General features: G+C 61.0%; 25 protein-coding genes. 17 read left to right on the plus strand and 8 right to left on the minus strand.

Annotation, left to right across the window (positions count from 1 at the left end; genetic code table 11):
• Nucleotides 1-2 precede the first annotated feature (2 nt).
• The gene (locus KQ296_RS06650) at nucleotides 3-728 is read left to right on the plus strand and encodes a phage capsid protein (RefSeq protein ID WP_011934379.1); all 726 of its coding nucleotides are present in this window, start codon (nucleotides 3-5) and stop codon (nucleotides 726-728) included.
• Between the two features lie 74 nt (nucleotides 729-802).
• Here KQ296_RS06650 and cynS read toward each other — a convergent pair whose 3' ends face one another.
• On the minus strand, nucleotides 803-1285 hold the full coding sequence (cynS, locus tag KQ296_RS06655) for a cyanase (protein WP_083833667.1): 483 nt from the start codon (nucleotides 1283-1285) through the stop codon (nucleotides 803-805).
• 150 nt (nucleotides 1286-1435) lie between these two features.
• Between cynS and KQ296_RS06660 the strand changes: the two genes are divergently transcribed.
• Nucleotides 1436-1606: a hypothetical protein gene (locus KQ296_RS06660; protein ID WP_011934381.1), complete on the plus strand. Its 171-nt coding sequence runs from the start codon at nucleotides 1436-1438 to the stop codon at nucleotides 1604-1606.
• Between the two features lie 84 nt (nucleotides 1607-1690).
• Nucleotides 1691-2752: an anthranilate phosphoribosyltransferase family protein gene (locus KQ296_RS06665; RefSeq protein WP_011934382.1), complete on the plus strand. Its 1062-nt coding sequence runs from the start codon at nucleotides 1691-1693 to the stop codon at nucleotides 2750-2752.
• On the opposite strand, the gene KQ296_RS06670 is transcribed toward KQ296_RS06665, so the two are convergent.
• Complete coding sequence (locus KQ296_RS06670; RefSeq protein ID WP_011934383.1) at nucleotides 2722-3180, minus strand: acetyltransferase; 459 nt, start codon at nucleotides 3178-3180, stop codon at nucleotides 2722-2724. The two genes, KQ296_RS06665 and KQ296_RS06670, sit on opposite strands and share 31 nt — an antisense overlap.
• A gap of 46 nt (nucleotides 3181-3226) precedes the next feature.
• Here KQ296_RS06670 and KQ296_RS06675 point away from each other — a divergent pair, with 46 nt between their 5' ends.
• From KQ296_RS06675 to KQ296_RS06690, 4 genes are all read left to right on the plus strand, one after another.
• Nucleotides 3227-4450 (plus strand): tetracycline resistance MFS efflux pump, encoded by a 1224-nt coding sequence (locus tag KQ296_RS06675; protein WP_041429002.1) that lies wholly within the window; start codon nucleotides 3227-3229, stop codon nucleotides 4448-4450.
• A 95-nt stretch (nucleotides 4451-4545) separates the two neighbouring features.
• A complete protein-coding gene (gene ppk1 / locus KQ296_RS06680; RefSeq protein WP_011934385.1) occupies nucleotides 4546-6684 on the plus strand; it encodes a polyphosphate kinase 1 in 2139 nt (712 codons plus the stop codon).
• Nucleotides 6685-6857: 173 nt separating this feature from the next.
• On the plus strand, nucleotides 6858-7877 hold the full coding sequence (locus KQ296_RS06685) for an RpoD/SigA family RNA polymerase sigma factor (protein WP_011934386.1): 1020 nt from the start codon (nucleotides 6858-6860) through the stop codon (nucleotides 7875-7877).
• Between the two features lie 4 nt (nucleotides 7878-7881).
• Nucleotides 7882-8526, plus strand: a complete 645-nt coding sequence (locus KQ296_RS06690; RefSeq protein WP_011934387.1) for a diacylglycerol/polyprenol kinase family protein — start codon at nucleotides 7882-7884, stop codon at nucleotides 8524-8526.
• On the opposite strand, the gene KQ296_RS06695 is transcribed toward KQ296_RS06690, so the two are convergent.
• Entirely contained in the window at nucleotides 8523-8873 is a 351-nt protein-coding gene (locus KQ296_RS06695) for a hypothetical protein (RefSeq protein WP_011934388.1), read from the minus strand. The two genes, KQ296_RS06690 and KQ296_RS06695, sit on opposite strands and share 4 nt — an antisense overlap.
• Before the next feature lie 90 nt (nucleotides 8874-8963).
• The gene (locus KQ296_RS06700) at nucleotides 8964-10028 is read right to left on the minus strand and encodes a 3-deoxy-7-phosphoheptulonate synthase (RefSeq protein WP_041429006.1); all 1065 of its coding nucleotides are present in this window, start codon (nucleotides 10026-10028) and stop codon (nucleotides 8964-8966) included.
• Nucleotides 10029-10140: 112 nt separating this feature from the next.
• On the opposite strand from KQ296_RS06700, the gene acnB reads away from it, so the two are divergent.
• The 3 genes from acnB to KQ296_RS06715 all read left to right on the plus strand — a co-directional run bounded on the left by acnB (nucleotide 10141) and on the right by KQ296_RS06715 (nucleotide 15880).
• Nucleotides 10141-12723, plus strand: a complete 2583-nt coding sequence (gene acnB / locus KQ296_RS06705) for a bifunctional aconitate hydratase 2/2-methylisocitrate dehydratase (protein ID WP_011934390.1) — start codon at nucleotides 10141-10143, stop codon at nucleotides 12721-12723.
• Between the two features lie 17 nt (nucleotides 12724-12740).
• Entirely contained in the window at nucleotides 12741-14231 is a 1491-nt protein-coding gene (locus tag KQ296_RS06710; RefSeq protein WP_011934391.1) for a ClC family H(+)/Cl(-) exchange transporter, read from the plus strand.
• 83 nt (nucleotides 14232-14314) lie between these two features.
• The gene (locus KQ296_RS06715) at nucleotides 14315-15880 is read left to right on the plus strand and encodes a radical SAM protein (protein ID WP_011934392.1); all 1566 of its coding nucleotides are present in this window, start codon (nucleotides 14315-14317) and stop codon (nucleotides 15878-15880) included.
• On the opposite strand, the gene KQ296_RS06720 is transcribed toward KQ296_RS06715, so the two are convergent.
• From KQ296_RS06720 to KQ296_RS06730, 3 genes are read right to left on the minus strand one after another with little or no spacing between them, the layout of a single operon-like run.
• The gene (locus KQ296_RS06720) at nucleotides 15828-17132 is read right to left on the minus strand and encodes an O-antigen ligase (RefSeq protein WP_011934393.1); all 1305 of its coding nucleotides are present in this window, start codon (nucleotides 17130-17132) and stop codon (nucleotides 15828-15830) included. The two genes, KQ296_RS06715 and KQ296_RS06720, sit on opposite strands and share 53 nt — an antisense overlap.
• Nucleotides 17129-17983 carry a formyltetrahydrofolate deformylase gene (purU, locus tag KQ296_RS06725; protein WP_011934394.1) on the minus strand — a complete coding sequence of 285 codons (855 nt, stop codon included), beginning with the start codon at nucleotides 17981-17983 and terminating at the stop codon, nucleotides 17129-17131. Before purU ends, KQ296_RS06720 begins: the two co-directional genes overlap by 4 nt.
• A 50-nt stretch (nucleotides 17984-18033) precedes the next feature.
• Entirely contained in the window at nucleotides 18034-18306 is a 273-nt protein-coding gene (locus tag KQ296_RS06730) for a sulfiredoxin (RefSeq protein WP_399240650.1), read from the minus strand.
• 63 nt (nucleotides 18307-18369) lie between these two features.
• Here KQ296_RS06730 and psbQ point away from each other — a divergent pair, with 63 nt between their 5' ends.
• From psbQ to pstS, 3 genes are all read left to right on the plus strand, one after another.
• Nucleotides 18370-18828 (plus strand): photosystem II protein PsbQ, encoded by a 459-nt coding sequence (gene psbQ / locus KQ296_RS06735; protein ID WP_011934396.1) that lies wholly within the window; start codon nucleotides 18370-18372, stop codon nucleotides 18826-18828.
• Nucleotides 18829-18857: 29 nt separating this feature from the next.
• Nucleotides 18858-19931 carry an FAD-binding oxidoreductase gene (locus KQ296_RS06740; protein WP_259726419.1) on the plus strand — a complete coding sequence of 358 codons (1074 nt, stop codon included), beginning with the start codon at nucleotides 18858-18860 and terminating at the stop codon, nucleotides 19929-19931.
• Nucleotides 19932-20006: 75 nt separating this feature from the next.
• Complete coding sequence (gene pstS / locus KQ296_RS06745; RefSeq protein WP_011934398.1) at nucleotides 20007-21011, plus strand: phosphate ABC transporter substrate-binding protein PstS; 1005 nt, start codon at nucleotides 20007-20009, stop codon at nucleotides 21009-21011.
• A 78-nt stretch (nucleotides 21012-21089) separates the two neighbouring features.
• Here pstS and dnaK read toward each other — a convergent pair whose 3' ends face one another.
• On the minus strand, nucleotides 21090-23006 hold the full coding sequence (gene dnaK / locus KQ296_RS06750; RefSeq protein ID WP_011934399.1) for a molecular chaperone DnaK: 1917 nt from the start codon (nucleotides 23004-23006) through the stop codon (nucleotides 21090-21092).
• A gap of 123 nt (nucleotides 23007-23129) precedes the next feature.
• On the opposite strand from dnaK, the gene KQ296_RS06755 reads away from it, so the two are divergent.
• From KQ296_RS06755 to KQ296_RS06770, 4 genes are all read left to right on the plus strand, one after another.
• The gene (locus KQ296_RS06755) at nucleotides 23130-24023 is read left to right on the plus strand and encodes a shikimate dehydrogenase (protein ID WP_011934400.1); all 894 of its coding nucleotides are present in this window, start codon (nucleotides 23130-23132) and stop codon (nucleotides 24021-24023) included.
• A gap of 53 nt (nucleotides 24024-24076) precedes the next feature.
• On the plus strand, nucleotides 24077-24541 hold the full coding sequence (locus tag KQ296_RS06760; protein ID WP_011934401.1) for a Tic20 family protein: 465 nt from the start codon (nucleotides 24077-24079) through the stop codon (nucleotides 24539-24541).
• 80 nt (nucleotides 24542-24621) lie between these two features.
• Nucleotides 24622-24993: a 30S ribosomal protein S6 gene (rpsF, locus tag KQ296_RS06765; RefSeq protein ID WP_011934402.1), complete on the plus strand. Its 372-nt coding sequence runs from the start codon at nucleotides 24622-24624 to the stop codon at nucleotides 24991-24993.
• Nucleotides 24994-25036: 43 nt separating this feature from the next.
• Nucleotides 25037-25414, plus strand: coding sequence for a hypothetical protein (locus KQ296_RS06770; RefSeq protein ID WP_011934403.1), 378 nt, complete (start codon nucleotides 25037-25039; stop codon nucleotides 25412-25414).
• The last annotated feature ends 7 nt before the right edge of the window (nucleotides 25415-25421 follow it).

Raw genomic sequence — 25421 nt, forward strand, 5'->3', positions numbered from 1 at the left:
CAATGAGTGTTGACGAAGCCATCCTCTGGGAACGGCTGGCGCGATCACGCAGAGCTCCATTGGAGCCTTCCTGGCTGGAGGAGTCTTACTCCTCCAGCCTTTCTGCTGATCTGCGTCAAGCCCTCTGCGAAAAACTTGGATCTCTGGCCGCCCATGGCTGGCCGATCATTCAGCGCCTAATCCAGCAACACGGTGAGCAGAACGAGCTCGTGCTGGCAGCAGGGTTATGCCATCAACGTGAAGCGCGCGACTGGCTCCTGCAGCGGCTGGATGAACCCAGTCAACTTGACGATGACCATCTTTGCGTCCTCCAGGCTTTGTCCTGCTGGGGCGCTGACGTTCCTGAATCAGTGTTGCTCACATGTCTGCGACACCCTGGGCTTCAACACCGCCTGACTGGCTTGCAACTGATCAGCTTCCGGGCTCATTCACTCACGGATCAACAGCTTCTCGCTCTCTGCAGCGATCTGCTCGATGATTGTCGCGATCCGCTTGTGATCTCCACCATTCGGGTGCTTCAACGCAGGGATGGCGAAGCGATCAGTGATCGCCTGGCTGCACTGTGCCAGAACAACTCCGAGGTGATTGCCGGCGCGGCCTTCCGAGCCCTGGGATGTATCGCCACCCCCACCAGTCAACGCTTGCTCGTTGAACTGAGTGAATCACTGGATGATCCAGGCCGGCGCGAGCTCGCACAACGGCAATTGAGCCAACAATTCCGCAACTAAACAATAAAAAGCCCGGCAATGCCGGGCTTCATCCTCTCGCTGTCCTTTAAAAGCTCACACGATTCAAGACCCATTCACCATTTTTTGTAAGGAAGGAACTTACCGCACATGGTGATCTTCACGCGATCGCCTTTGGGATCCTCAACCTTATCCACCTCAAGGGTGAAATCAATCGCACTCATGATGCCATCGCCGAATTTTTCCTGAATGACATCCTTCAGCGGCATTCCATACACCTGCATGATCTCGTAGAAACGATAAATCAAAGGATCGGTAGGAATCACCGGCTCGAGACTGCCTTTCGTGGGGAACTCCTGGATTGCTGCTGTGATCGCGGGGTCCAAGGAGAGCAATGACGACAGCTTTTCAGCTTCCTCCGCTGATGCTGTGGCCTGCCCATAAAACAAGGAGGCAACCCAGACTTCATCAAGCCCAAGCGCTGATCCCAGATCGGCGAAACTCATGCCTTTGGCTTTCTTAGCTGCCATCAAACTGGCTGTCACAGTGCTCTGTGAAGGAGCCGAGAGCGATGCGGTCGTGAGTGTGGAGGAGGTCATGCCAGGAAGGCAATTTGCATGATGAATGTTCACGCAGTCACGACCCAGTCAATGCATCAATGACGACCAAAATGACAATTCGATTTGGATGCAATGAACACAACACGGCCCATGCACAGCTGCTCTATTGGAACCAGTTGATTCGAAGTCATGAGTGCTCTTTTCCGTTCCTTCAGCTCCCTGCTGTTCAGCCAGCAACTTGAATCCAGCGGAGCGTCCAATCTGGTGCTTGAACGCCTGTATTACGCCGACGGCCGCCAAAATCCTGATCACCCCCTCCACGGCAGCTTCACAGGCTTGACCTATCTCGACTCCCCGTGACTCTGCGCCTCGGGCTGTTGGTATCAACGACTACCTCTAGCCCCCCTGCGCTGCAGAACACTGCATCCATTGGCCTGAACGCACGTGACAAGTCCTGTCCTCAACGGTCGTGAACGGTTCAAACAGCACCTTCGCAAGGTGGGCAGCGGCGAACACACCAGCAAGGGCATGAGCCGCGAGGAAGCAGCGGATGCCCTTGAGCTCATGCTTCATCAGGACGCAACACCAGCTCAGATTGGTGCCTTTTTGATTGCGCACCGGATCCGACGTCCTGAGCCTCAGGAACTCACGGGGATGCTGGATACCTACCGGAAACTGGGTCCGGTTCTGCACAGTGCGCCCGGACAACGTCCGCCGCTGTGCTTCGGCATGCCCTACGACGGACGCACGCGAACAGCACCGATCTACCCCCTCACCACCCTGGTGCTGCTGGCCTGTAACCAGCCGGTGGTGCTTCAGGGTGGCGAGCGCATGCCAATCAAATACGGCATCACGGCAATTGAATTGTTCCGCAGCCTCGGGCTCGATCTGCGAGGACTGCCCCTTGAAACCGTTCAGGACGGCTTTCACAACCAGGGGTTTGCCCTGATTCATCAGCCCGATCATTTCGCCCTTGCCGAGAGCCTGATCACTTACAGGGATGAACTGGGCAAACGTCCGCCTGTGGCCAGTCTCGAACTGCTCTGGACCGCCCATCGAGGGGACCATCGTTTGATTAGCGGATTCGTCCACCCCCCCACCGAAAGCCGTGCCTGGGAAGCACTGAAACTCGCCGGTGAAACCGATCTCTACACCGTGAAAGGGTTGGAAGGTGGCACCGATCTGCCCATTGGTCGAGCCTGCATCACCGCCCGTGTTCAGGGCGAGCAAACAGAACGGCTGATCCTCCACCCCAGGGACCACGGGTGCCATGCCGCCGATGTGGAGTGGACTGACCTCACCACCTGGCAGGCCCAAGCCATGGACGCCTTGCAGAACCGCGGACCGCTGCAGGACTCCCTGCGCTGGAACGCCGGTGTTTATCTCTGGTTTGCGGGTCTCAGCGAGAGCCTGGAAACGGCTTTGGAGCAAGCCACCTCTGTGATGGACCAGGGCCTAGCCCTTCAGCAGCTTGATCAGTTGTGCAGCTGCCTGTCCATTCGGTGATGCTCAAAAGGCACACCTGCAACCGTGAAAGCCTCGCGGCCTCGAAACCGCCAGCTGCAGCGCTCCAACAAGGGGCGACTCAACAGACTCGCCTCAGCGTGAATGTGCACGAGCCCTTCAGCACGGGCATCGCATTCAATGCGTTTCACTAGTGCCGTGCCATGGCCCTGGCGTGATTCCAGTCCACGGCAATACAACAACGCCAACCGATCCTGCGGCTGACGCAACGCAAACGCAGCACCATCGCCGCTGATCCAACCGTCACCGTCTCGAAACAAAGGATCCAGCACTCCAGGAAGCCAGGCCAGGGACACCCAGGCATGAATCTGTGCCTCGGAGTACAAACCTCGCGCCTGACTTTCGATGGCATCGGCGTAGATCGCGCGGAGCAAGTCGGCATCCGTTGATTGAATCCGTCGCAACGCCATCAGCGTGGCCTGTGGGAATGTGAGTCTCCACCTTCGAGCAGCCAGATTGCAGCGTCCTCGGATCCCCACCCTGCTGAGTGCGTTCCTCACACTCCTGAACGACAGGTTGAGCGAAAGCATCGTGTTTCCGCTGCTGCCCTTCCTGCTGGCAAGCTTCAACGCCGACGGACGCACCCTTGGACTGCTGGCAGGAAGCTATGCCCTCGCCCAGTTCGCCGCGACGCCATTGATCGGAGCCCTCAGTGACCGCTACGGCCGTCGGCCCGTGATCGCCACTTGTGTCGGTGGATCCGTGCTGGGCCTGGGTCTGTTCGCTCTCACCGTGAGCCTCGACTGGCCAGCCGGTGCCTCCTTGCCCCTCATGCTGCTGTTTCTGGCGCGCTTGATCGATGGGGTGAGCGGTGGAACCGCCGCCACCGCCAGTGCAGTCTTGGCCGACATCACACCTCCAGAGAAGCGAGCCAAAGCCTTCGGGCTCATCGGCGTGGCCTTTGGACTCGGCTTCATCGTGGGGCCCTTCCTTGGCGGGCAGCTTGCACGCATCAACGTGACCGTGCCGGTATGGGCTGCCACTGGATTTGCAGTGGTGAATCTGCTGGTGGTTCTGGGACTCCTCCCGGAAACACATCCAGCCGATGAACGCAGGGCCATGCCGCGCAAACGGGATCTCAATCCATTGGCTCAAGTCATCAAAGTGACGGCCAATCCCGCCGTCGGACGGCTCTGTTTGAGTTTTTTCCTGTTCTTCCTGGCGTTCAACGGCTTCACCGCCATCTTGGTGCTCTATTTCAAACAACAGTTCAACTGGGGCCCTGAACTGGCCAGTACGGCCTTTCTGATCGTGGGCATTGTGGCCACCGTGGTGCAGGGTGGATTGATCGGCCCGCTGGTGAAACGTCTGGGCGAGTGGCGACTGACACTGATCGGGCTCAGCCTGGTGATCACGGGTTGCCTGCTGATTCCATCAACATCGGCGCAACAGGCCCAACAAGGAGTTTTCAGTGCCGTGGCGATTTTGGCGACGGGCACCGGGTTGGTGACACCAAGCCTGCGCAGCCTGGTGTCCAGGCGTCTGAACTCAGAAGGTCAGGGGGCAGCCCTCGGCAGCCTGCAGGCCCTGCAGAGTTTCGGCAGTTTTCTCGGACCTCCGCTCGCGGGACTCAGCTATGACCTGCTGGGACAGACCAGTCCGTTCCTGGTGAGTGCCGGCTTGCTGATCGCCGTGACCCTGCTGGTGGGAGGAACGCCACGGCTGCAGCGCAGTGACTGAACACAAGCCACAACCCTCAGCGCGCTTTCCAGAACACAGTCCTGTCAATTCACGATTGCTACGTTGCGCGGGCCGGCTCCTCACCTGGTCACGCCATGAGTGACAAAGTTCTTGCTCCCGATCTCTACATCAACCGGGAGCTCAGCTGGATCGCTTTCAACGAAAGGGTTCTTGTTCAAGCCCTAGACGAGCGCACTCCGCTGCTGGAGCAGGCAAAGTTCAGCGCCATTTTCAGCAACAACCTCGATGAATTCTTCATGGTGAGGGTGGCCTCCCTGAAGGCCCAGGTTGAAGCCGGCATCGAAAAGCTCAGCGAGGACGGACGCACACCGATCGAGCAGCTGCATGCGATTCGCGAGCACCTCACCCCACTGCTGCACAAGCAACAGGAGCATTACCGCTCCCGCCTGAAGAGCCAACTTCAAGGCCACGGCGCCCATCTGCTGGATTACGAACAGCTCAACGAGCGCCAGCGACTTTGGGTTGATAACTACTTCCAGACAGCGATCTTTCCTGTTCTCACACCCCTTGCTGTTGATCCAGCTCACCCCTTCCCGTTCGTGAGCAATCTGAGCCTGAATGTGGCAGCTCTGATCCACGACCCCCAAAGCGGCCAACGCCAACTCGCCCGCGTGAAGGTTCCCCAGAAGATCCTGCCCCGCTTCGTCACCATTCCCACCGATCTTGCCGGCGGAGACTGTGAACCAATTCACACCGCTGTTCCTCTGGAGCAGGTGGTGGCGTTCAACCTGGACCTGCTCTTCCCTGGCATGTCCATCGAAGGGCACTATTTCTTCCGAGTCACCCGCGATGCGGACCTGGAATTGAGGGATCTCGAGGCCGATGACCTCATGATCGCCATCGAGCAGGGCTTGCGCAAACGCCGGATGGGCGGTGAAGTCGTGCGCCTGGAGGTTGCCGATGAAATGCCCCAGGACGTGGTGGAGATGCTGATGGAGGGCATGTCGGTCGAAGAGGAGGATCTCTACAGAGTCGATGGTCCCCTCGGACTGGACGACCTCTTCGGCCTGATGGGAATTCCCCTGCCGCAACTCAAGGATGACAGCCATTCAGGACTGACACCCGCCATCCTCGGGCGTGCGCAGCGCAGCATGTTGGAGGACGGTTCCCTCAAAGAAGAGGAGTTCGAAAGCATCTTCTCGGTGGTGCGGCGCCGCGACGTTCTGCTGCACCATCCCTACGATCTCTTCTCCACATCCGTGGAGGAATTCATCAACCAGGCCGCCGATGATCCCCTGGTGATGGGCATCAAGATGACCCTCTATCGCACCTCGAAAGATTCACCGATCATCGCCGCCTTAATCCGTGCCGCTGAGAATGGCAAACAGGTGATGGCCCTGGTGGAACTCAAGGCCCGCTTCGATGAAGACAACAACATTCAATGGGCCAAGCACCTGGAGCGTTCCGGCGTGCATGTTGTCTATGGCGTTCTCGGTCTGAAGACCCACACCAAAATTGTTCTGGTGGTGCGCAAGGAGAAAGAGCGACTGCGTAGCTACGTGCACATCGGCACCGGTAACTACAACTCCAAAACCTCACGGCTTTATACCGACCTTGGCCTACTTTCAGCGCGGCCTGAACTCGGCCAAGACCTCGTGGAGCTGTTCAATTACCTCACGGGTTTCTCCAAACAACAGGGGTTCCGCAAGCTTCTGGTGGCGCCCGTGTCCCTGCGCAAGGGAATGGAAAATCTGATCCGACGGGAAATCGAGCATGCCCAGCAGGGCCGGGGAGGCCACATCCGAGCCAAGATGAACTCCCTCGTCGACCCTGGAATCATTGCCCTGCTCTATGAAGCCTCGCAGGCTGGAGTCACGATCGAACTGATCATCCGAGGAATGTGCTGCCTTTACCCAGGCCGCAAAGGGCTCAGTGAGTCGATTCGAGTGGTGAGCATCATCGGGCGGTTCCTCGAGCACTCGCGCATCTTCTGGTTCGGCAATGGCGGCAACCCTGAGGTGTACATCGGCAGTGCGGACTGGATGCCCCGCAACCTTGACCGACGCGTGGAAGCAGTGACTCCGGTGGAAGAGACAACGCTGCGCGAACAGCTCGAACGACTGCTGCAGGTTTACCTGGATGACAACCGCGGCGCCTTTGACATGCAGAGCACTGGCGATTTCACACAGCGTCATCCCGATGGCACGGAACGAAACTCTCAGCTGCAACTCATTGACACCTGGAAAAAAGGTGTTCCCGCTCACAATGAGTGAGCAAAATTCAGTGCAATCGGTAACAAAAAGCCGGTTAAAACTTCACTTTTAGTGATTCCTCATCCAATCCATCAGGATTCATTAACAGCTACGGAAAGACTTTCGATTTGTCGAGGTCACTCCCTTGAACGAGTGCTAAATTGCGCGCAAATCTAATCTCGGAGGCCAGGGTGATGGGGATCCCTCTGGAGTCCAAGGCTGAGGCCTCCAAAGCTTCAGCTGTGGAACCTGTATTGCCGGCAACAAGTCCGCGCAGTTCTGGATCGCGTACGCGATCTGCATCGAGTCGTGCGAGTCGCCAAACCGGTCGACTTTCCACCGACTCCATCGGCTATTACCTCAGCAGCATTGGCCGCGTGCCCCTGCTGACAGCCGCAGAAGAAATTGAGCTTGCCCACCATGTGCAGGCCATGAAAGAGCTGTTGGACGTTCCAGAAGGCGAACGCACCCCACGGCAGCGTCATCGCATCCGCATGGGCAAACGGGCCCGCGATCGGATGATGGCGGCCAACCTCCGCCTGGTGGTGAGCGTTGCCAAAAAATATCAGAACCAGGGACTGGAATTGCTGGATCTCGTCCAGGAAGGAGCCATCGGCCTGGAGAGAGCGGTCGACAAATTTGACCCTGCCATGGGCTACAAATTTTCGACGTATGCCTATTGGTGGATTCGTCAGGGAATGACCCGGGCCATCGACAACAGTGCCCGCACCATTCGCCTGCCGATTCACATCAGCGAAAAGCTCTCGAAGATGCGTCGCATCACCAGGGAGCTGTCCCATCGCTTCGGTCGTCAACCCAATCGCCTCGAGCTCGCCAACGCGATGGGGATCGAGCCGCGCGATCTTGAAGAACTGATCTCACAGAGCGCTCCCTGCGCATCCCTCGATGCCCACGCCCGAGGCGAAGAAGATCGCAGCACACTCGGTGAATTGATTCCAGACCCCAACGGTGATGAGCCGATGGAAGGCATGGATCGCAGCATTCAGAAAGAACATCTCGGAGGTTGGCTGTCCCAGCTCAACGATCGGGAACAGAAGATTCTTCGCCTGCGCTTCGGACTGGATGGTGCCGAGCCGCTCACCCTGGCTGAAATTGGTCGTCAGATCAATGTTTCCCGCGAACGCGTCAGGCAACTGGAAGCGAAAGCGATTCTGAAGTTGCGCTCCATGACCGATCAGCAACAGGCTGCCTGATCCCTTGGTGCTGTCGCTGCTGGTGGTTGGAGCTTGGATGGCTCTGGTTCTCTCAGCAGCGGTGCTGTGCCGACGAGTCCTGCCGGAGCAGAAGGAACTCAGCCGCAAAATTGTTCATATCGGTACCGGACCCGTGGTGCCACTGGCCTGGTGGTTGCAACTTCCGGGATGGGTGGCTGTACCAGCCGCACTGTCTGTCACCCTCATCACCGCCATCAATCATCGCTGGCGATTACTCCCAGCTGTTGAGGATATCGACCGGCACAGCTACGGAACGGTGGCGTATGGGCTTGCCATCACGCTTCTTCTCACTCTGTTCTGGCCTGAGCAAGCCATCGCCGCCTCTGCCGGGGTGCTGGTGATGGCTCTGGGAGACGGATTAGCAGGCTTGATTGGACGAGGAATCCCCTCACCCACCTGGAGCTTTTGGCAACAACGCAAATCGGTCGCTGGAACACTCACCATGGCTCTGGTTACAGCTGCTGTACTGACCACGCTTGTGCTGGTCAGTCACAGCTCACTGCAGCCGATCCGCATCCTGCTCGTGTGTGCTCTCGCCGTTGGCCTCGAACAACTGAGTCGATGGGGCATCGACAACCTCAGCGTGCCGATCGCTGTGGGCTTGAGTTGGTCGTGGATGATCTCTTAAACACGCAACAACCGTTCCCAATGCAGGCACCAGTCACGGCTGCTGCCGAGGGCGGCAACAAGGCACTGATCACACGGCAAAGAACGCAGCCTGATCTGCCAGGTCTGAATCTCACCGGCTTGATCAACCCAGAAGTGCATCACCTGCTGATGCAAGGCATCGAGATCCCATCGCTGCTGATCGGCAACGCCGCCAGACCAATCGAGCAGAGCATCGAGCTGAAGCGGACGAAACCCCTGAATCCAGAGCCCGGTGTCCCGCTCCAGTTCGTACAGGCGCATCAAATCTCCAAAACCAAGGATGCGAATCCCAAACATGCCGAACAGCTTCAGGGTGAAGTTGCCCACAATTAATTCAATTGAGCCTATGAAAAGTTCACGATGAACTAAACATCAACAAGCTCAATTTCAAGCTCAAAGTTGTCAAAGAATTGGCACTCACCCAGGGCGAGTGCCAACCTTTGTCAGCGAATCAGCCAAACCTTCCAGCAGCTCAGCTGTCGTCTCAAGACTGATGCAAGCGTCGGTGACGCTTTGGCCGTAGGTCAGCGCTGATTGATCCGTACTGATCTTTTGGTTGCCCTCAACAAGATGGCTTTCCAGCATCACACCCATCACATGCGCTGAACCCTGCTCCACTTGGGCGGCGACAGCCTTCAACACCTCCCCTTGACGGCGGAAGTCTTTGTTGGAGTTGCCATGGCTGCAATCCACCATCAAGCGATCGGGCAGTCCCGCTGCTTTCAATTCTTGAGCGGCCTCCTGAATCGCCTCGAGGTGGTAATTCGTTCCTCGATTTCCCCCACGCAGCACGAGATGACCATCCGGATTGCCAGTGGTGCTCACGATCGAGGCATGCCCCTCGCGATTGATCCCCAGAAAGTGATGGGGTTTGGACGCAGCCTGCATGGCATTGATGGCAATCGTGGCACTGCCATCGGTGCTGTTTTTGTAGCCAATCGGCATCGACAAGCCTGACGCCATTTCGCGGTGCGTCTGGCTTTCGGTGGTGCGGGCGCCGATCGCGGTCCAGCTGATCAGATCGGCGATGTACTGAGGAACCACAGGATCAAGCAGCTCTGTGGCACAAGGCATTCCTTCCCTCGCCAAATCAAGCAATAACGAGCGCGCCATGCGCAACCCCGTGTTGATGTCGTAGGAGCCGTCAAGATTCGGATCATTGATCAGACCCTTCCAACCCACCGTGGTGCGCGGCTTCTCGAAGTAAACGCGCATCACAACCTCGAGCTCCGAGGCATGCCGTTCACGCAAGGGAGCCAGTCGGCGGGCGTACTCCCTCGCTGCATCCACATCATGGACGGAGCAGGGACCAACGATCACCAGCAGCCGCCGGTCCAGGCCTCTCATGATGGCCTGAATCCGACTGCGCGACGTCGCCACAGTCTCCGTTGCCCGGGCATCAATGGGCAGGTCTCCATGCAGCAATGCAGGAGGAACCAGGGGCCTGGTCTCCACCACATGCAGATCGTGTGTGGTGGTCATCGCCAAAGAACTACCTGGTGGCAGGTTACGCAAACCCAGGAATCCCGCCGGCTTCCGGAACGGAACCGTGACGCAGGAGAATGGCCTGCAAGTCCGTTCCCGTGCTGATTCGATGCTGAGCGCCTACCGAGAGAACGCTGCCGAACGTTTGGCCCTGGGAATTCCGCCGCTTGCGCTGAGCGCCACCCAGACCAAGGCACTCACGGAACTGTTGGAGACTCCGCCTTCGGGTGAAGAGCAGGAGCTCATGCACCTGCTGAGTGAACGCATTCCCCCGGGCGTCGACGAAGCGGCTTACGTGAAGGCCACATGGCTCAGCGCCATCGCCCAGGGGCAAACCAGCAGTCCTCTGGTGTCACCGCTGGAGGCCACCCGCCTGCTGGCAACGATGGTGGGCGGTTACAACGTGGCAGCTCTGATCGAGCTGCTCCAGCACAACGACGTGGAGCTGGCTGGCTGCGCCGCTGAAGGACTAAGCCGGACCCTGCTGGTGTACGACGCTTTCAACGAAGTGATGGAGCTGGCCACCAGCAACCGCTTTGCCAAGCAAGTGGTGGACAGCTGGGCGGCTGCCGAATGGTTCACCTCGAAGCCGGCGCTGGCCGACACGATCACGGTGACCGTGTTCAAGGTGGAAGGGGAAACCAACACCGACGACCTCTCACCCGCTACCCACGCCACCACCCGGCCAGACATCCCTCTGCACGCGTTGGCGATGCTGGAGACCCGCGATCCGGATGGCCTGAAAACGATCGCAGCCCTCAAAGAGAAAGGCCACCCCGTGGCCTACGTGGGCGATGTGGTGGGCACCGGCAGCTCCAGGAAAAGCGCCATCAACTCCGTGCTGTGGCACACCGGCGATGACATTCCCCATGTCCCCAACAAGCGGGGCGGTGGCGTGATCCTGGGCGGCAAGATCGCACCGATCTTTTTCAACACCGCGGAAGACTCCGGCGCCCTGCCGATCGAATGCGATGTCACCGTGCTCAACACCGGTGATGTGATCACCATCCGGCCCCATGCCGGCACGATCGAACGGGACGGTGAGGTGGTGAGCCGGTTCGCGCTCAAGCCCAGCACCATCAGTGACGAGGTACGGGCCGGTGGCCGCATCCCCCTGATGATCGGCCGGGCCCTCACCGACAAAGTGCGCGCCAAACTCGGCCTCGCACCCTCTGAACTGTTCATCCGCCCCTCGGCACCGGCCGACACCGGCAAGGGCTTCACCCTCGCCCAGAAGATGGTGGGCAAGGCCTGCGGCCTGCCCGGTGTGCGCCCGGGCACCAGCTGCGAGCCGCTGATGACCACCGTTGGCTCCCAGGACACCACCGGACCCATGACCCGGGATGAGATGAAGGAGCTGGCCTGCCTCGGCTTCTCCTCCGACCTGGTGATGCAGAGCTTCTGCCACACCGCCGCTTACCCCAAACCGGTGGACCTGGAGACCCAGAAAGAGCTGCCTGATTTCTTCGCCCAACGCGGCGGTGTAGCCCTCCGCCCCGGTGACGGCATCATCCACAGCTGGCTCAATCGCATGCTGTTGCCCGACACCGTGGGCACCGGCGGTGACAGTCATACCCGCTTCCCTCTGGGCATTTCCTTCCCCGCCGGCTCAGGCCTGGTGGCGTTCGCCGCGGCCATCGGCGCCATGCCCCTGGACATGCCGGAATCGGTGCTGGTGCGCTTCAGCGGCTCCCTGCAACCGGGTGTGACCCTGCGCGATGTGGTGAATGCGATTCCCTGGGTGGCGATTCAACGCGGGCTGCTCACCGTGGAGAAGGCCAACAAGAAGAATCTGTTCAACGGCCGGATCATGGAGATCGAAGGTCTTCCCGACCTCAAGCTCGAGCAGGCCTTCGAACTCACCGACGCCAGCGCCGAGCGCTCCTGCGCCGGCTGCACGATCAAGCTCTCGGAAGCAACCGTGAGTGAGTATTTGCGCAGCAACGTGGCGTTGCTCAAGAACATGATCGCCCGCGGCTACAGCGATGCCAGCACCCTGGCCCGGCGCATCAAGGAGATGGAGGCCTGGCTTGCCAATCCACAGCTCCTCAGCGCGGATGGCGATGCGGAGTACGCCGAGGTGCTGGAGATCAACCTCGACGAGCTCACCGAACCAGTGGTGGCCTGCCCCAACGATCCCGACAACGTGAAGCTCTTGAGCGAGGTGGCCGGCGATCCAGTGCAGGAGGTGTTCATCGGCTCCTGCATGACCAACATCGGCCACTACCGCGCCGCAGCCAAGGTGCTGGAAGGCGCCGGCCAAAATCAGGCCCGCCTCTGGGTGTGTCCCCCCACCCGCATGGACGAGGACACCCTCAAAGCCGAGGGTTACTACGCCACCTTCGAGGCTGCTGGCTCGCGGATGGAGATGCCAGGTTGCTCCCTCTGCATGGGCAACCAGGCACGGGTGGAGGACAACACCACCGTGTTCTCCACCAGCACCCGCAACTTCAACAACCGTCTCGGCAAAGGTGCTCAGGTGTATCTGGGCAGCGCCGAACTGGCGGCGGTGTGTGCCCAGCTGGGCCGGATCCCCACCCCCCAGGAGTACCGCAGCATCGCGGCTGAAAAGATCGATCCGCTCTCCGATGAGCTCTACCGTTACCTCAACTTCGACCAGATCGCCGGATTCGAGGATCAGGGCCGAACCATCAGCGCGGACGATGAAGCTGAAGTGCTGGCTGGGTCCTGACCCGGATCAGCACTGCCATGTCCGTTCTAAGTGAACTGAAACAACGACGCCACCAACTCGGCTCCAGCCGCAGCATCCGCCGCCTGCTGGAACGGCGCTGGTGGGTGGTGGTCCTCGCCCTGATGTTCACCGGGCTCGGGGCCGCCCTGACAGGGGTGCTGTTCAAGGCAGGCATCAAGACTCTGGGGACATGGCGCCTCGAACTCCTGGCCGATCTGCCCGCCTGGGCGGTGCTGCCAGGGCTCGGGGCCCTGGGTGGATTGGTTTCAGGCCTCCTCGTCACCTGCCTGGCGCCTGCCGCTGGCGGATCAGGAATCACCCACATCATGGGCTTCCTCAAGCACCGGCCCGTTCCCATGGGGCTGCAGGTGGGCCTGGTGAAACTGGTGGCAGGAATCGTGGCCATCGGCAGCGGCTTCCCCCTGGGCCCCGAGGGGCCCTCCGTGCAGATGGGGGGGTCTGTTGCCTGGCAGATGGCGCGCTGGCTGAGGGCTCCTGTGGCCTTCCGGCGGGTGATCGTGGCCGCCGGCGGCGGTGCCGGAATCGCCGCCGTGTTCAGTGCACCGATCGGTGGGTTTGTGTACGCCGTTGAGGAGCTGCTGCACTCCGCCAGGCCCGTTGTGTTGCTCCTGGTGATCGTGACCACCTTCTGGGCCGATGCCTTTGCCGATGTGCTCGGGCTGGCCGGGCTCAGTCCCAGTGCAGGCGGTCTCGATGCAACCCAGGGGTTCCAGCTGGAGCGGGAATACACACCGATCGTGAGTTTCCTGCCGATCGATCTGGGCTATCTGATCGGGCTCGGGGTGGTGGTGGGCCTGCTGGCGGAGCTCTATTGCCGCTATGTGCTGGCCATGCAGCGCAAGGGGGATGCCTGGTTTAGCGATCGGCTGGTGTTGCGCATGGTGCTCAGCGGTGCGGTGCTCGGCAGCGTTTATGCCTTCCTTCCTGAAGAGTTCCACAACCTGGAGGGACTGCAACATCTAATCGCCGACGGCAAGGCCGACATCCCGATGGCGCTCGGAACCTTCACCGTGCTCTTTTTCAGCACCGGTCTGGCCGCAGCGTCGGGTGCTCCTGGAGGCCTGTTTTTCCCGATGCTCACCCTTGGCGGAGCGATCGGACTGGCCTGCGGCTATTGGGTTGAAGCGCTCACGGGGCATGTTCCCAGCACCTACGTGTTCGCGGGCATGGGGGCCTTCGTGGCCAGCTGTTCGCGCACTCCGATCACGGCCATGTTTCTGGCCTTCGCACTCACAAAGGACCTGCTCATCCTCAAACCAATCTTGGTGGCTTGTCTGGCCAGTTTTCTGGTGGCCAGGTTGTTTGATGAACGCTCGATTTACGAGCGCCAGTTGGGCATGGAACTGAAAGACGAAGATCACCGGGAAGCGCGCCGTCAGCGTCACGGCGGCATCCATCACGCCTGGGGCGGCTCGATCCGCCGGCGGGCCTTCACACCGCCACCGCCACCAGAGAAGAACAATCCCAACCTCGGTCAAGACCCCTGAATCAGGAAACGCTGCTGTTCGATCCGGCCGTTCCGGAACCCGGTGCCCTGCGCACGGTCCTGGCATTCCCCAGCACGTACACGGTGGGAATCACCAGCCTTGGCTACCAGATCGTCTGGGCCACGTTGGCTTCACGGTCTGATCTGGATGTGCGCAGGCTGTTCACCGATCAGGGTGATCCCCCGCACCGCCACTGCGATCTGTTCGGTCTGTCCCTGAGCTGGGAACTGGATGGTCCTGTGTTGCTGGATCTGCTCGAAGACCAGCGCATCCCGATCTGGAGCGAACAGCGAACGGACGCTGACCCGATCGTGTTCGGAGGGGGGCCTGTGTTGACCGCGAACCCTGAACCCCTGGCGCCGTTTTTCGATGTGATCCTGCTGGGGGATGGGGAGGATCTTCTTCCAGCCTTCATCGACGCCCTGCAGGCGGTGCGCAACGCGCCAAGGGCTGTGCGTCTGCGGCACCTGGCCAAGGTTCCCGGCATCTATGTGCCGGCGCTCTACGCCCCTGACTTCGATGCCGAGGGAACGCTGCAGTCGACCAAGCCGATCGAAGCCGATCTTCCCGCCACCGTGACCAAGCAGACCTGGCGCGGCAACACCCTCAGCCACTCCACGGTGATCACTCCCGATGCCGCATGGCCTGACATCCACATGGTGGAAGTGGTGCGCAGCTGCCCTGAACTCTGTCGCTTCTGCCTGGCCAGCTATCTCACCCTTCCCTTCCGGACTCCATCCCTGGATGACGGGCTGATTCCTGCGGTGGAACGGGGCCTCAAGGCGACCCGTCGTTTGGGACTGCTGGGTGCATCCGTCACCCAGCATCCACAGTTCACTGATCTGCTCACCTGGCTCGGCAGCGATCGCTTCGATGACGTTCGCGTGAGCGTGAGCTCCGTGCGAGCGGCCACCGTGACCCCCGCCCTGGCCGCCAGCCTCGCCAGTCGGGGCAGCAAATCGCTGACCATCGCAATCGAAAGCGGCAGTGAACGGATGCGCCGCGTCGTGAACAAAAAGTTGAGCAGCGAAGAGATCAACGCCGCTGCACGCCATGCCAAGCAGGGTGGTCTCAGTGCCCTGAAGCTCTACGGAATGGTGGGACTCCCCAGCGAAGAGGAGGAGGACGTGGAAGCTACCGCCGATCTGCTGCTGCAACTCAAGAAAGCCACACCAGGGCTGCGTTTCACCCTCGGGGTGAGCACGTTCGTTCCCAAGGCTCACACCCCGTTCCAATGGCAAGGGGTGCGGCCGGAAGCCGACAAACGCTTGAAACGCCTCGGCAAACGGCTGAAACCGAAAGGCATCGACTTGCGGCCCGAGAGTTATGGCTGGAGCGTGATCCAGGCGCTGCTGTCACGAAGTGATCGTCGACTGGCGTCTGTGATCGTGGCCGTCCGCGGAACGCAGGAGAGTCTTGGCGGTTGGAAGAAGGCCTACCGAGCGGCTCGGGCTGGGGAGCTGCCCGCGGCCAGCAGCGCCGGTGTGGCCTTACCTCTGCCGCCAGCCTGGGAGCAGGTGGTTCACGAAACCTGGCCGGACGACACGGTGCTGCCCTGGGAGCATCTGCAGGGACCCCTACCCCAGGACACCCTGCTCAAGCACCAGCAACAGGCGCTGCGTGCTGAGCCGGCTGAACCCGTGGACTGAACGATGCCCGCAAACCCGCAAGCAGAATCCAGCCGGCGATGTTCAGACGGCTGTCGAAGAACGGCAGATCTGTGGCATGCAGAACCGTGAGCACCAGGGCAGCGGTCCACCAAGATCGATCAAACAAAGCCAGAGGACCACGGCGCAGGCTCACCACCAGCAACAGCAGCACCAAAGCCACCACCAACACGGCCGCAGGCAGGCCATGGCTGATGGCCAGTTCCAAAGGGAGATTGTGGGCATGGCCGTGCCACTTGCCCGCTCTCAGGGGATAGATCACTGAGAAGGCCGCGGCACCCCAGCCAAACCAGGGGCGTTCCGCAATCAACTGCAGGGCGAGTCCCCACTGGCTGAGCCGTGTGGACGCCAGGGCCCGCTGGCTGGCGTACTGCGTATCGCTGAGACGGGCCCAGATCCCCTCGGGAACGAGCGTGCGCGCCGGATCCTGGAGCAGGGGAGGCACACCGGGAACAACGGCCACCAGCACGGGCAACAGAGCCAACCCCAGCAGGGGCAGGAGCCAGGGCCAGCTCGGGGGACCGAGCACCAGGGGAACAGCAAGCACCAGCGCTCCCCAGCCATTGCGCGACTCGGTCAGCACCAGCGACAGCACCACAGCCGCAGCCATGGTCAGCACCACCCCCCGGCGCATGCGGTTGAGACCAGGCTGCACCAACGCCGCCAGCATCAGCGGCCAGACCATGGCCAACCAGGCCGAAGCGATGTTGGCGTAGTCAAACAGTCCCGACAAACGTCCTTCAGGACGGCCGCCGGCGGACATGAACCAGATGATCAGGCCCCCGAACATCTGCCAGGGACCCTGCCAACCCAGCCAGAGCTGGCCCAAACCGGTCACGACCACCGGAACAGTGCCGGCCACAAGCCAGAGGCTGCTGCGCCGACGCGACGAGGCCAGAGCCACATAGGGCTGAAATCCCCAGAAGCCCCAGAAAAAGGGAATCCAGTTGGCCAAGCCAGCCCAGGCCAACGGCCCGGAATACGACTGCACACAACCAACCACCATGAACACTGCAGCCAGCAGCAGAGGGGCATTCCAGGGGTCACGCCAAAACGGACGCTCCCGACCCACACTTCCCAGGATCAGAGCGGGAAACAAAAGAAGACCAGCCAGCAGGGCACTGGAGGGCAGAAAGAACAATCCGAGCTGGAAGCAGCGCCATCCCCAGGTGGATGCGCACGGACCAGCCTCTCCATCCAGCCAGGCCGCGACCATGGGCAGGAAACGGGTCATGCGAACACAGCCGTGCGTCCGCGATACACCATCACCTGACGACGGAGGTGGAGACGCAAGGCACGGGCCAGGGCCAGCCTTTCCGTGTCACGCCCTTTTCGAATCAGATCCTCCACCTCATCGCGGTGACTCACGGTGGCGATTGTTTGCTCAATGATCGGGCCGTCATCCAGTTCCTCGGTGACGTAGTGCGCTGTAGCACCGATCAGCTTCACTCCGCGCTCCCAGGCCCGGTGATAAGGCTGCGCACCCTTGAAAGCCGGCAAGAACGAATGGTGAATGTTGATCACCTCGGAAAAACGCTCCAGAAAACCCCCACTCAACACCTGCATGTACTTGGCGAGCACAGCCAGATCAACCTGGTGTTCGTCCAACAACTCGAGGATGGTGGCCTCCGCTTCAGCCTTCTTTCCTGTGGTCACGGGAACGCAAACGAACGGCACTCCGAAATCAGCGCAATAGGGTTCCAAATCGGGATGGTTGCTGATCACCAAAGGAACCTGCATGGGCAGCTCTCCGCTGCGGGCCCGCCAAAGCAGATCGAGCAAGCAATGGCTCTGCTTGCTCACCAGGATGGCAACCCGGGGATGGTCATCGGAAAAATGCACCTGGGCATCACCACCAAGACGCTCCGCCAGAGCCTTCACCGCCACTGGGATGGCCTCCCTGGGTAAACCGAAACCCTGCAGATCCCACTCGATCCGGCTGAGAAACAATCCAGCTCCCGCATCGGTGTGGTGGTCGGCGTGGCGAATGTTGCCGCCGTTCGCGGCCACCCAGCCAGCGATATCGCTCACGAGTGCCGGGCGATCAGGACAGATCAGCTGCAGGATGACCGAGGCGGATGACACACAAACGACCAAAACACACCCTGATTCTGCGCCCGAAAGCGCTCTGCAACTCAGCGCAGGTGCAGGTTGAGATCCCGGGGTGTGGCCTGGCGGATCCTGGCCCGGATCGTGGGGAGACCGAGGCGTTCATGGGCAGCGACCCGGTGACAGCCGTTGAACCCCCAGAGCTGACCCTTCACCTCGAGGAGATCGATCGGTTCGCGCAAACCCTCGTGGGCAATCGAGGTCATCAGCGCTTCCACCTTGGCTTCATCCAAGAAACGCTGAAGCGGGCGTCGCACGGAGGCGAGAGGGACCGATGCAACCCTCATAAGCGAACTCATAACGACTACGAACTATTTCACTGTAAAGCGCAGTTAAAGTCGCAGCACTTAATTGTTCTCGCCATGCTGAGCGCCCTGCGTCGCCTTGCTGCGTTCTGCCTCTGTCTTGCTCTCTGCTTCGGCCTGGCCGCTTGCGATGGCGGCGCCAACGCCAAGCCTGCCACCATTAGCCCCGACGACATGGCTGTGATCCGTCGCCAAGTTGAAGGATTCACTGCAGCCAAAAAGCGCCTCCCAGAATTGGCCCAACTCGTGAATCAGCGGGACTGGACGTTCACCCGCAACTTGATCCACGGCCCCATGCAGGAAGTGGGTCGCGAAATGCTGTACATCAACCAGCGCCTGCTTCCCCAGGATCGCGACCAGGCCAATGCCCTGGCCGCTGACCTGAAAGAAGCCATGGCCGATCTCGATGAAGCGGCCCGCCTCCAAGACGGTGCCCGTCTCCAGAAGGCCTATGTGGCTGTGGCCACTGGCTTCTCCAACTATTCCGAAGTGATCCCTGCTCAGGCGCTGAGCTGACTGCCTCCATCGCTGTCGTCGGTGCCGGCATCGTCGGCACCGCCACGTCCTGGCATCTCAGCCGCCAAGGACATGCTGTAGTGCTCCTGGATCCCTGCCTGGCTTCAGAGGTGCCGGAGGCATCGAGCCAGCGTGGCTTGAACGGAAGCACAGCATCTCTGGGCGTTCTGATGGGCCATTGCTTTCGTCGCTCCAGCGGCCGGGGCTGGCGCCTGCGCCAGCGCAGCATGGCCCTCTGGCCAAACTGGGTCTCTCAGCTTGACCATCCGAGCTCACCGCTCAGCCTGCAGACCCCCCTGGTTCAGCTGGCCGCCAGCGCGGAAGAAGCCGAGCGCATGCGACAGCTCGCCCAGGTCAGACGTGAGCGAGGACTGCAGTTTCTCGAGGAGCCAGCGTTGCCATCAGCGCAGACGCCATGGCCGCGAACGGGCCATGGGGCGTTGCTCTCTGAACAGGATGGACGGGTGGACCCTCTGGGGCTGCTACGCGCCCTGCGCCGGGCTTTCAAGGCACAGGGCGGAACGTTGCGTTCAACCTCGGCACAGCATTTGGAGCGTTCCAGTGCTGGCGGCAACGGTCGCTGGCGAGTGGTCACCGCCGCTGGGGATTCGCTGCGCGTGGATGCCGTGGTGATCTGCTCAGCCCTGGGCAGTGCGCCATTGCTGGAGCCCCTGGGACACCCAAGGCCCATGGAGGCCGTGCTGGGGCAAGTGCTGGAGCTGAAACGCCAGGACTCTCAAGCCAGCTGGGAGCACTGGCCCGCCGTCCTCACCTGTGGCGGCATCAATCTGATCCCCCACGGCGAGCGGCAGCTGTGGCTGGGAGCCACCGTGGAACCCGGTAGCGAAGCCAATCCCTCCCTGCTGCCTGCCATGCAGACGCTGAACAACCTGGCTCCCCAGTGGTTGCACGACACGGAGCGCGTTGGCCAGTGGCATGGTTTGCGCGCACGCCCGCAGGGCCGGCCGGCTCCGCTGTTGGAACAACTGGAGCCCGGCTTGATTCTGGCTTCAGGTCACTACCGCAATGGGGTGCTGCTGGCTCCAGCCAGCGCCGAATGGGTGAGCCAGCAGATTGATGGATCAATCCTTACCGCCCCTTAATTCGAAGCTGAAACGGTGTGCATAGGGTCCAGCCGGAGCTCGACCTCCAGACCAGTCGTTTTCGTCATCGAAATCATGCGTCGTTCGTTTCAAGCCCGAGCGCTCACTGCCATTGCAGGACTCACCGCTGGCGTCAGCCTCGCCGCCTGCTCCTCCGGCGGTGGCGGCGGAGACCAACTCAAGGGCAGCCTGTCTGGGGCTGGCGCCTCGTTCCCTGCAGCCATCTACACCCGTTGGTTCCAGGAACTGGCTCCCCAGGGCATCCAAGTGAACTATCAATCGGTTGGCTCCGGAGCCGGCGTGCGCCAGTTCCAAGCCGGAACCGTCGACTTCGGAGCCTCAGACGCACCGATGAAGGCAGACGACATCGCCAAGGTGACCCGCGGCGTGCTGCAGATCCCGATGACCGCCGGTGCCATCGCCGTGGCTTACAACCTCCCGGGTTGCGATCTGAAGCTCACCCAGCAGCAACTGGCTGACATCTTCCTCGGCAAGATCAAGAACTACAGCGACGTGGGCTGTGACGACAAAGCGATCACCGTGGTCCGTCGGTCCGATGGCTCCGGAACCACGTACAACTTCACCAAGCACCTCTCAGCCATCAGTGATGCCTGGAAAGACGGTCCAGGAACCGGCAAGTCCGTGGCCTGGCCCACAGGCGTTGGTGCCAAAGGCAACGAGGGTGTCGCCGCTCAGCTGAATCAGATCGACGGTGGTTTGGGTTACGTGGAGGTGGCTTACGTGAAAGGGAAGCTGCAGGCCGCTGCCTTGGCCAATGCATCCGGTGAACAGGTAAAGCCCACCAACGAAAGCGAGAGCACCGCTCTGGCCTCCATCGATCTGGGTCCCGATCTGATCGGAGGCAATCCCAATCCTCCCAAGGGCTATCCGATCGTGACCTTCACCTGGATCCTGGCCTACAAGGAAGGCAACGCCGACAAGACCGAGCTGCTGAAGAAGACCTTCGAGTTCATGCTGTCGGAAAAGTCCCAGAGCCAGGCACCCGACCTGGGCTACGTCTCCCTGCCGGCCGAGGTTGTGGAGAAGTCCAAGGCTGCCGTGGCCCAGATCAGCGAGTGATCGCCCAGCGCCGAAGCGCACAAACCAACAAAAAAGGGGGCCTTGCGGCCCCCTTTCTTTGTGATCAATGCGAAGGACTCACTTGGTTTCAGTGAATTCGGCATCGATGACGTCGTCACCGGCATCGGATGATCCGCCCGCTGCACCAGCGCCGGCTCCAGCGTCTGCACCGGGCGCAGCACCGGCTGCGGCACCTTCTTGCTGGTAAACGGAGGCACCCACGGTGTAGAGCTCCTGCTGCAGTTCCTCCAGCAGGGTCTTCATGGCGTCGTAGTCCTCCTTCTCGGTGGCCTCCTTGAGCTTGGTGCGCTTCTCCTCCACCTTGGCCTTGGCCGCATCGTCGACTTTGTCGCCGAGCTCGCCCATCTGCTTCTCTGCCTGATACACCAGGGTTTCAGCCTGGTTCTTGAGGTCGATCCGCTCGCGCTTCTCCTTGTCAGCGCTGGCGTTGGCTTCAGCATCCTTCACCATCTTGTCCACCTCGGAATCGCTGAGGGTGGACGCACCGGTGATGGAGATGGACTGCTCCTTGCCGCTGCCCTTGTCCTTGGCCGTGACGCTGAGGATGCCGTTGGCATCGATGTCGAAGGTCACTTCGATCTGGGGCACGCCGCGGGGAGCCGCCGGAATGCCGTCGAGACGGAAGGTTCCCAGACTCTTGTTGTCGGACGCCATCTCGCGCTCACCCTGGAGCACGTGAATCTCCACATTGGTCTGACCGTCCACGGCCGTGGAGTAGGTCTCCGATTTCTTGGTGGGGACCGTGGTGTTACGGGTGATCATCTTGGTCATCACCCCACCGAGGGTTTCCACACCCAGGGACAAAGGCGTGACATCCAGCAGCAGGATGTCCTTCACCTCACCTGCGAGCACGCCGCCCTGAATGGCAGCTCCCACGGCCACCACCTCATCGGGGTTCACCGTCTGATTGGGATCCTTGCTGGTAACGCGCTTGACCAGCTCCAGCACGGCAGGGATGCGGGTGGAACCACCCACCATCACGATCTCATCGAGTTCGCCGGAGGACAGCTTGGCGTCCTTGAGAGCCTGCTCCACAGGAATGCGGCAGCGGTCGATCAGGTTGGAGGCGAGCTCTTCGAACTTGCCGCGGGTGAGGGTGAGGTCGAGATGCTTCGGGCCTTCAGGCGTTGCCGTGATGAACGGCAGGTTGATCTCGCTCTGCGTGGCACTGGAGAGCTCGATCTTGGCCTTTTCAGCCGCTTCGGTGAGGCGCTGAAGAGCCTGCTTGTCCTGACGCAGATCAATGCCCTCGTTGGCCTTGAAGCTGTCGGCCAGGTGATCAACGATCACCTTGTCGAAGTCATCACCACCGAGGTGGGTGTCGCCGGAGGTGGACAGCACCTCGAAGACCCCGTCACCCACCTCGAGCACGGACACGTCGAAGGTGCCGCCGCCCAGGTCAAACACCAGGATGCGCTCGTTGCTCTTCTTGTCGAGGCCGTAGGCCAGCGCAGCCGCGGTGGGCTCGTTGATGATGCGCAGCACCTCGAGACCGGCGATCTTGCCGGCATCCTTGGTGGCCTGACGCTGGGAGTCGTTGAAGTAAGCAGGAACGGTGATCACCGCCTGGGTGACGGTTTCTCCCAGATATTTGCCGGCATCCTCCGCCAGCTTGCGCAGCACCTGGGCGCTCACCTCTTCAGGGGCGAATTGCTTGTCGAGAACGGGGCACTTCACCTTCACGTTCGAGCCGGCCTTCTCAACGCCGTAGCTCACTTCCTTGGACTCCTCATTCACCTCATCGACCCGCCGGCCGATGAAACGCTTCACGGAATAGAAGGTGTTGTCGGGGTTCATCACCGCCTGACGCTTGGCGATCTGACCCACCAGCTGATCCTGGTTCTTGGTGTAAGCCACCACCGAGGGCGTGGTGCGGAAGCCCTCGGCGTTGGCGATCACGGTGGGCTTGCCGCCCTCCATCACCGACACACAGCTATTGGTGGTTCCGAGATCGATGCCGACAACTTTTCCCATTCGGTGCCTCCAGACTCCGCGAAATGACTGATTAGATCTTTCGCATCTTCGTCAGAGGAAACGCCTGCAGGCGAGGGGTGGTTCCCGAACAGGCAGGCTGGTGAGCAGACACAGAACGGCACGATGATCAGCGGAACCACCGGTCTGATCGGCCTGTTGGGGCAACCGGTGCGTCACTCGCTCTCACCGGCGATGCACAATGCCGCCCTCGACGCCATGGGGCTTGATTGGCGCTACCTGGCACTGCCCTGTGCGCAGTCGGATCTGGGGTCTGTGCTCAGCGGCCTCAGAGCCGTGAACTGCCGCGGCCTGAACGTCACCATCCCGCACAAGCAGGCCGTGGCCCCCCACTGCACGGAGCTGAGTGCTCTGGCCTCGCGTCTCCAAGCCGTGAACACCCTCATCCCTGCCGAGAACGGCGGCTGGTACGGCCACAACACCGACGCTGAGGGATTTCTGGCTCCTCTGCAGGACACGTCAGAGGCGTGGCGCGGCGGCACGGCGGTTGTGCTGGGATGCGGTGGCAGTGCCCGTGCTGTTGTGGCAGGGCTTCAGCAACTGCCCCTGAACGCCATCCATATCGCCGGACGACGGGACACTGCACTGGCAGCCTTCTTGAGTGATCTGCGCCAACCCGCCGAGGAGGAGACAGTCCCCCTGGTTGGTATCCCCCTTGAGGAAAGCCGGATCCGGGAGCTTCTCACCCAGGCCTGCCTTGTGGTGAACACCACTCCCGTGGGGATGGAGGGGCACCAGGACGGAAGCACCATGCCCCTGAGTCAGGACATCTGGAACGATCTCGAGGCGAAGACAACGCTCTATGACCTCATCTACACGCCAAGACCGACGCCCTGGCTGACGCTGGGGGCAGAACGGGGTTGCCGCACCATCGATGGCCTGGAAATGTTGGTCCAACAGGGCGCAGCATCCCTGCGCCGCTGGAGCGGCTGCTCCACGGTGCCGGTGGACGTGATGCGCCAGGCGGCTCTCAACTGCCTCGCCTCAACGCGGCGCTGAGCCTCTGCATCCCCAGACGCCGGGCCTACGCTCAACGCGTTCGAGCCGCGGTCATGTCCATCCCTTCCTGGCAACGGTTCTTGGGTCTTCTGGCCTATCTCCTTCCCTGGAGTGACGCGATTCCCTTCGGAGGTCACCTGATGGGGCAGTTTCCTTGGCTGCAGTGGCTGACCCTGCCCGCGTTGCCGATCGCCCTTCTGGAGCAGGGAATCCCCTTCGGCAACCTGCTGATCTTCTTCCTGCTGTTCCTGGCCGTGGTGCGCAACCCGGCTGTGCCCTATTTCATCCGCTTCAACACCCTGCAGGCGTTGCTGGTGGACATCATCGTTGTGCTGCTTGGGTATGCCTTCATGATTCTCCTGCAGCCTTTGGGCAGCGGTTTGATGTTGAGAACCCTCTCCAGCACGGTGGTGATTGCTGTTCTGGCCGTTGTGATCTTTGCGCTCGTGGAGTGCATCCGCGGCCGAGAGCCCGATCTGCCAGGCCTGAGCCAGGCCGTCCGCATGCAGCTCTACTGAAGCTGTCAACCCCAAGGGGATAGGCTGTTGGATCCGTCGCTCACCCGGGTGAGCCATCAGTCCCTGTCGGAGCTGTCTCCATGACCCAGCAGCCTTATTACGAGACCATGTACATCCTCCGGCCGGACATTCCGGAAGAGGAGGTTGAATCCCATCTGACCAAGTACCGCGACATCCTGGTGGAAGCGGGCGCTGATGTGCTCGACAACCAGATGCGTGGCAAGCGTCGCCTGGCCTATCCGATCGCCAAGCACAAGGAAGGCATCTACGTGCAGCTCAGCCACAACGGTGATGGCCAGCAGGTGGCCGTCCTCGAGAAGGTGATGCGTCTCAGCGAGGATGTGATTCGTTATCTGACGGTGAAGCAGGAAGGACCTCTGCCCGCACCGCGCGTGGTTCCCGGCTCCGAACCCGCCGCTCCCCAACCGGAAACCGCTGAAACCTCTGCCTGAACCAGGGATTGTGGAAGTCGTGACCGGGCGATAGCGTCCGGTCATGCACCCCCAGGACCCCTCCCACCAGGCTCCGGTACCCCTTTGGCATCCCCAGCCTGAGGCTGGCGAAGCCAACACCGCCGACGATGCAGCGATCCGTGCTTTGAAGCAACGCATCGCTGATCTCGAGCAGACCGTGCATGACTACGAAGTGCTGCTCGAAGAGCTGCCGGACCTGTTCGAGCGCAAATTCCAGCAGCGGCTTGAACCACTGCTGGAACGTTATCGACTGCTTGCGAGAGCCCAGCAACTGCTCGAAAGCCCTGCTCCAGGATTGATTGCGGAGCCAAACACCAACGAACAACGCTCTCGCTTGTTCCGCTGGCGCTCAGAACCGCGTCGCGGCGAACGGCCAGCGGATTTGGATGCTGCGGCCTGAACCAGGC

Origin of the sequence: Synechococcus sp. CS-197 (assembly GCF_025128215.1) — a bacterium.
In the GTDB taxonomy this organism is placed as follows: domain Bacteria; phylum Cyanobacteriota; class Cyanobacteriia; order PCC-6307; family Cyanobiaceae; genus Synechococcus_C.

What these genes read in the sequence shown, in the direction of transcription:
- KQ296_RS06650 (WP_011934379.1), top strand. Translation starts at nt 3, where the DNA reads ATGAGTGTTGACGAAGCCATCCTCTGGGAACGGCTGGCGCGATCACGC.
- cynS (WP_083833667.1), bottom strand. Translation starts at nt 1,285, where the DNA reads ATGACCTCCTCCACACTCACGACCGCATCGCTCTCGGCTCCTTCACAG.
- KQ296_RS06660 (WP_011934381.1), top strand. Translation starts at nt 1,436, where the DNA reads ATGAGTGCTCTTTTCCGTTCCTTCAGCTCCCTGCTGTTCAGCCAGCAA.
- KQ296_RS06670 (WP_011934383.1), bottom strand. Translation starts at nt 3,180, where the DNA reads ATGGCGTTGCGACGGATTCAATCAACGGATGCCGACTTGCTCCGCGCG.
- ppk1 (WP_011934385.1), top strand. Translation starts at nt 4,546, where the DNA reads ATGAGTGACAAAGTTCTTGCTCCCGATCTCTACATCAACCGGGAGCTC.
- KQ296_RS06685 (WP_011934386.1), top strand. Translation starts at nt 6,858, where the DNA reads ATGGGGATCCCTCTGGAGTCCAAGGCTGAGGCCTCCAAAGCTTCAGCT.
- KQ296_RS06700 (WP_041429006.1), bottom strand. Translation starts at nt 10,028, where the DNA reads ATGACCACCACACACGATCTGCATGTGGTGGAGACCAGGCCCCTGGTT.
- acnB (WP_011934390.1), top strand. Translation starts at nt 10,141, where the DNA reads ATGCTGAGCGCCTACCGAGAGAACGCTGCCGAACGTTTGGCCCTGGGA.
- KQ296_RS06710 (WP_011934391.1), top strand. Translation starts at nt 12,741, where the DNA reads ATGTCCGTTCTAAGTGAACTGAAACAACGACGCCACCAACTCGGCTCC.
- KQ296_RS06720 (WP_011934393.1), bottom strand. Translation starts at nt 17,132, where the DNA reads ATGACCCGTTTCCTGCCCATGGTCGCGGCCTGGCTGGATGGAGAGGCT.
- KQ296_RS06730 (WP_399240650.1), bottom strand. Translation starts at nt 18,306, where the DNA reads ATGAGTTCGCTTATGAGGGTTGCATCGGTCCCTCTCGCCTCCGTGCGA.
- psbQ (WP_011934396.1), top strand. Translation starts at nt 18,370, where the DNA reads ATGCTGAGCGCCCTGCGTCGCCTTGCTGCGTTCTGCCTCTGTCTTGCT.
- pstS (WP_011934398.1), top strand. Translation starts at nt 20,007, where the DNA reads ATGCGTCGTTCGTTTCAAGCCCGAGCGCTCACTGCCATTGCAGGACTC.
- dnaK (WP_011934399.1), bottom strand. Translation starts at nt 23,006, where the DNA reads ATGGGAAAAGTTGTCGGCATCGATCTCGGAACCACCAATAGCTGTGTG.
- KQ296_RS06755 (WP_011934400.1), top strand. Translation starts at nt 23,130, where the DNA reads ATGATCAGCGGAACCACCGGTCTGATCGGCCTGTTGGGGCAACCGGTG.
- KQ296_RS06760 (WP_011934401.1), top strand. Translation starts at nt 24,077, where the DNA reads ATGTCCATCCCTTCCTGGCAACGGTTCTTGGGTCTTCTGGCCTATCTC.
- rpsF (WP_011934402.1), top strand. Translation starts at nt 24,622, where the DNA reads ATGACCCAGCAGCCTTATTACGAGACCATGTACATCCTCCGGCCGGAC.
- KQ296_RS06770 (WP_011934403.1), top strand. Translation starts at nt 25,037, where the DNA reads ATGCACCCCCAGGACCCCTCCCACCAGGCTCCGGTACCCCTTTGGCAT.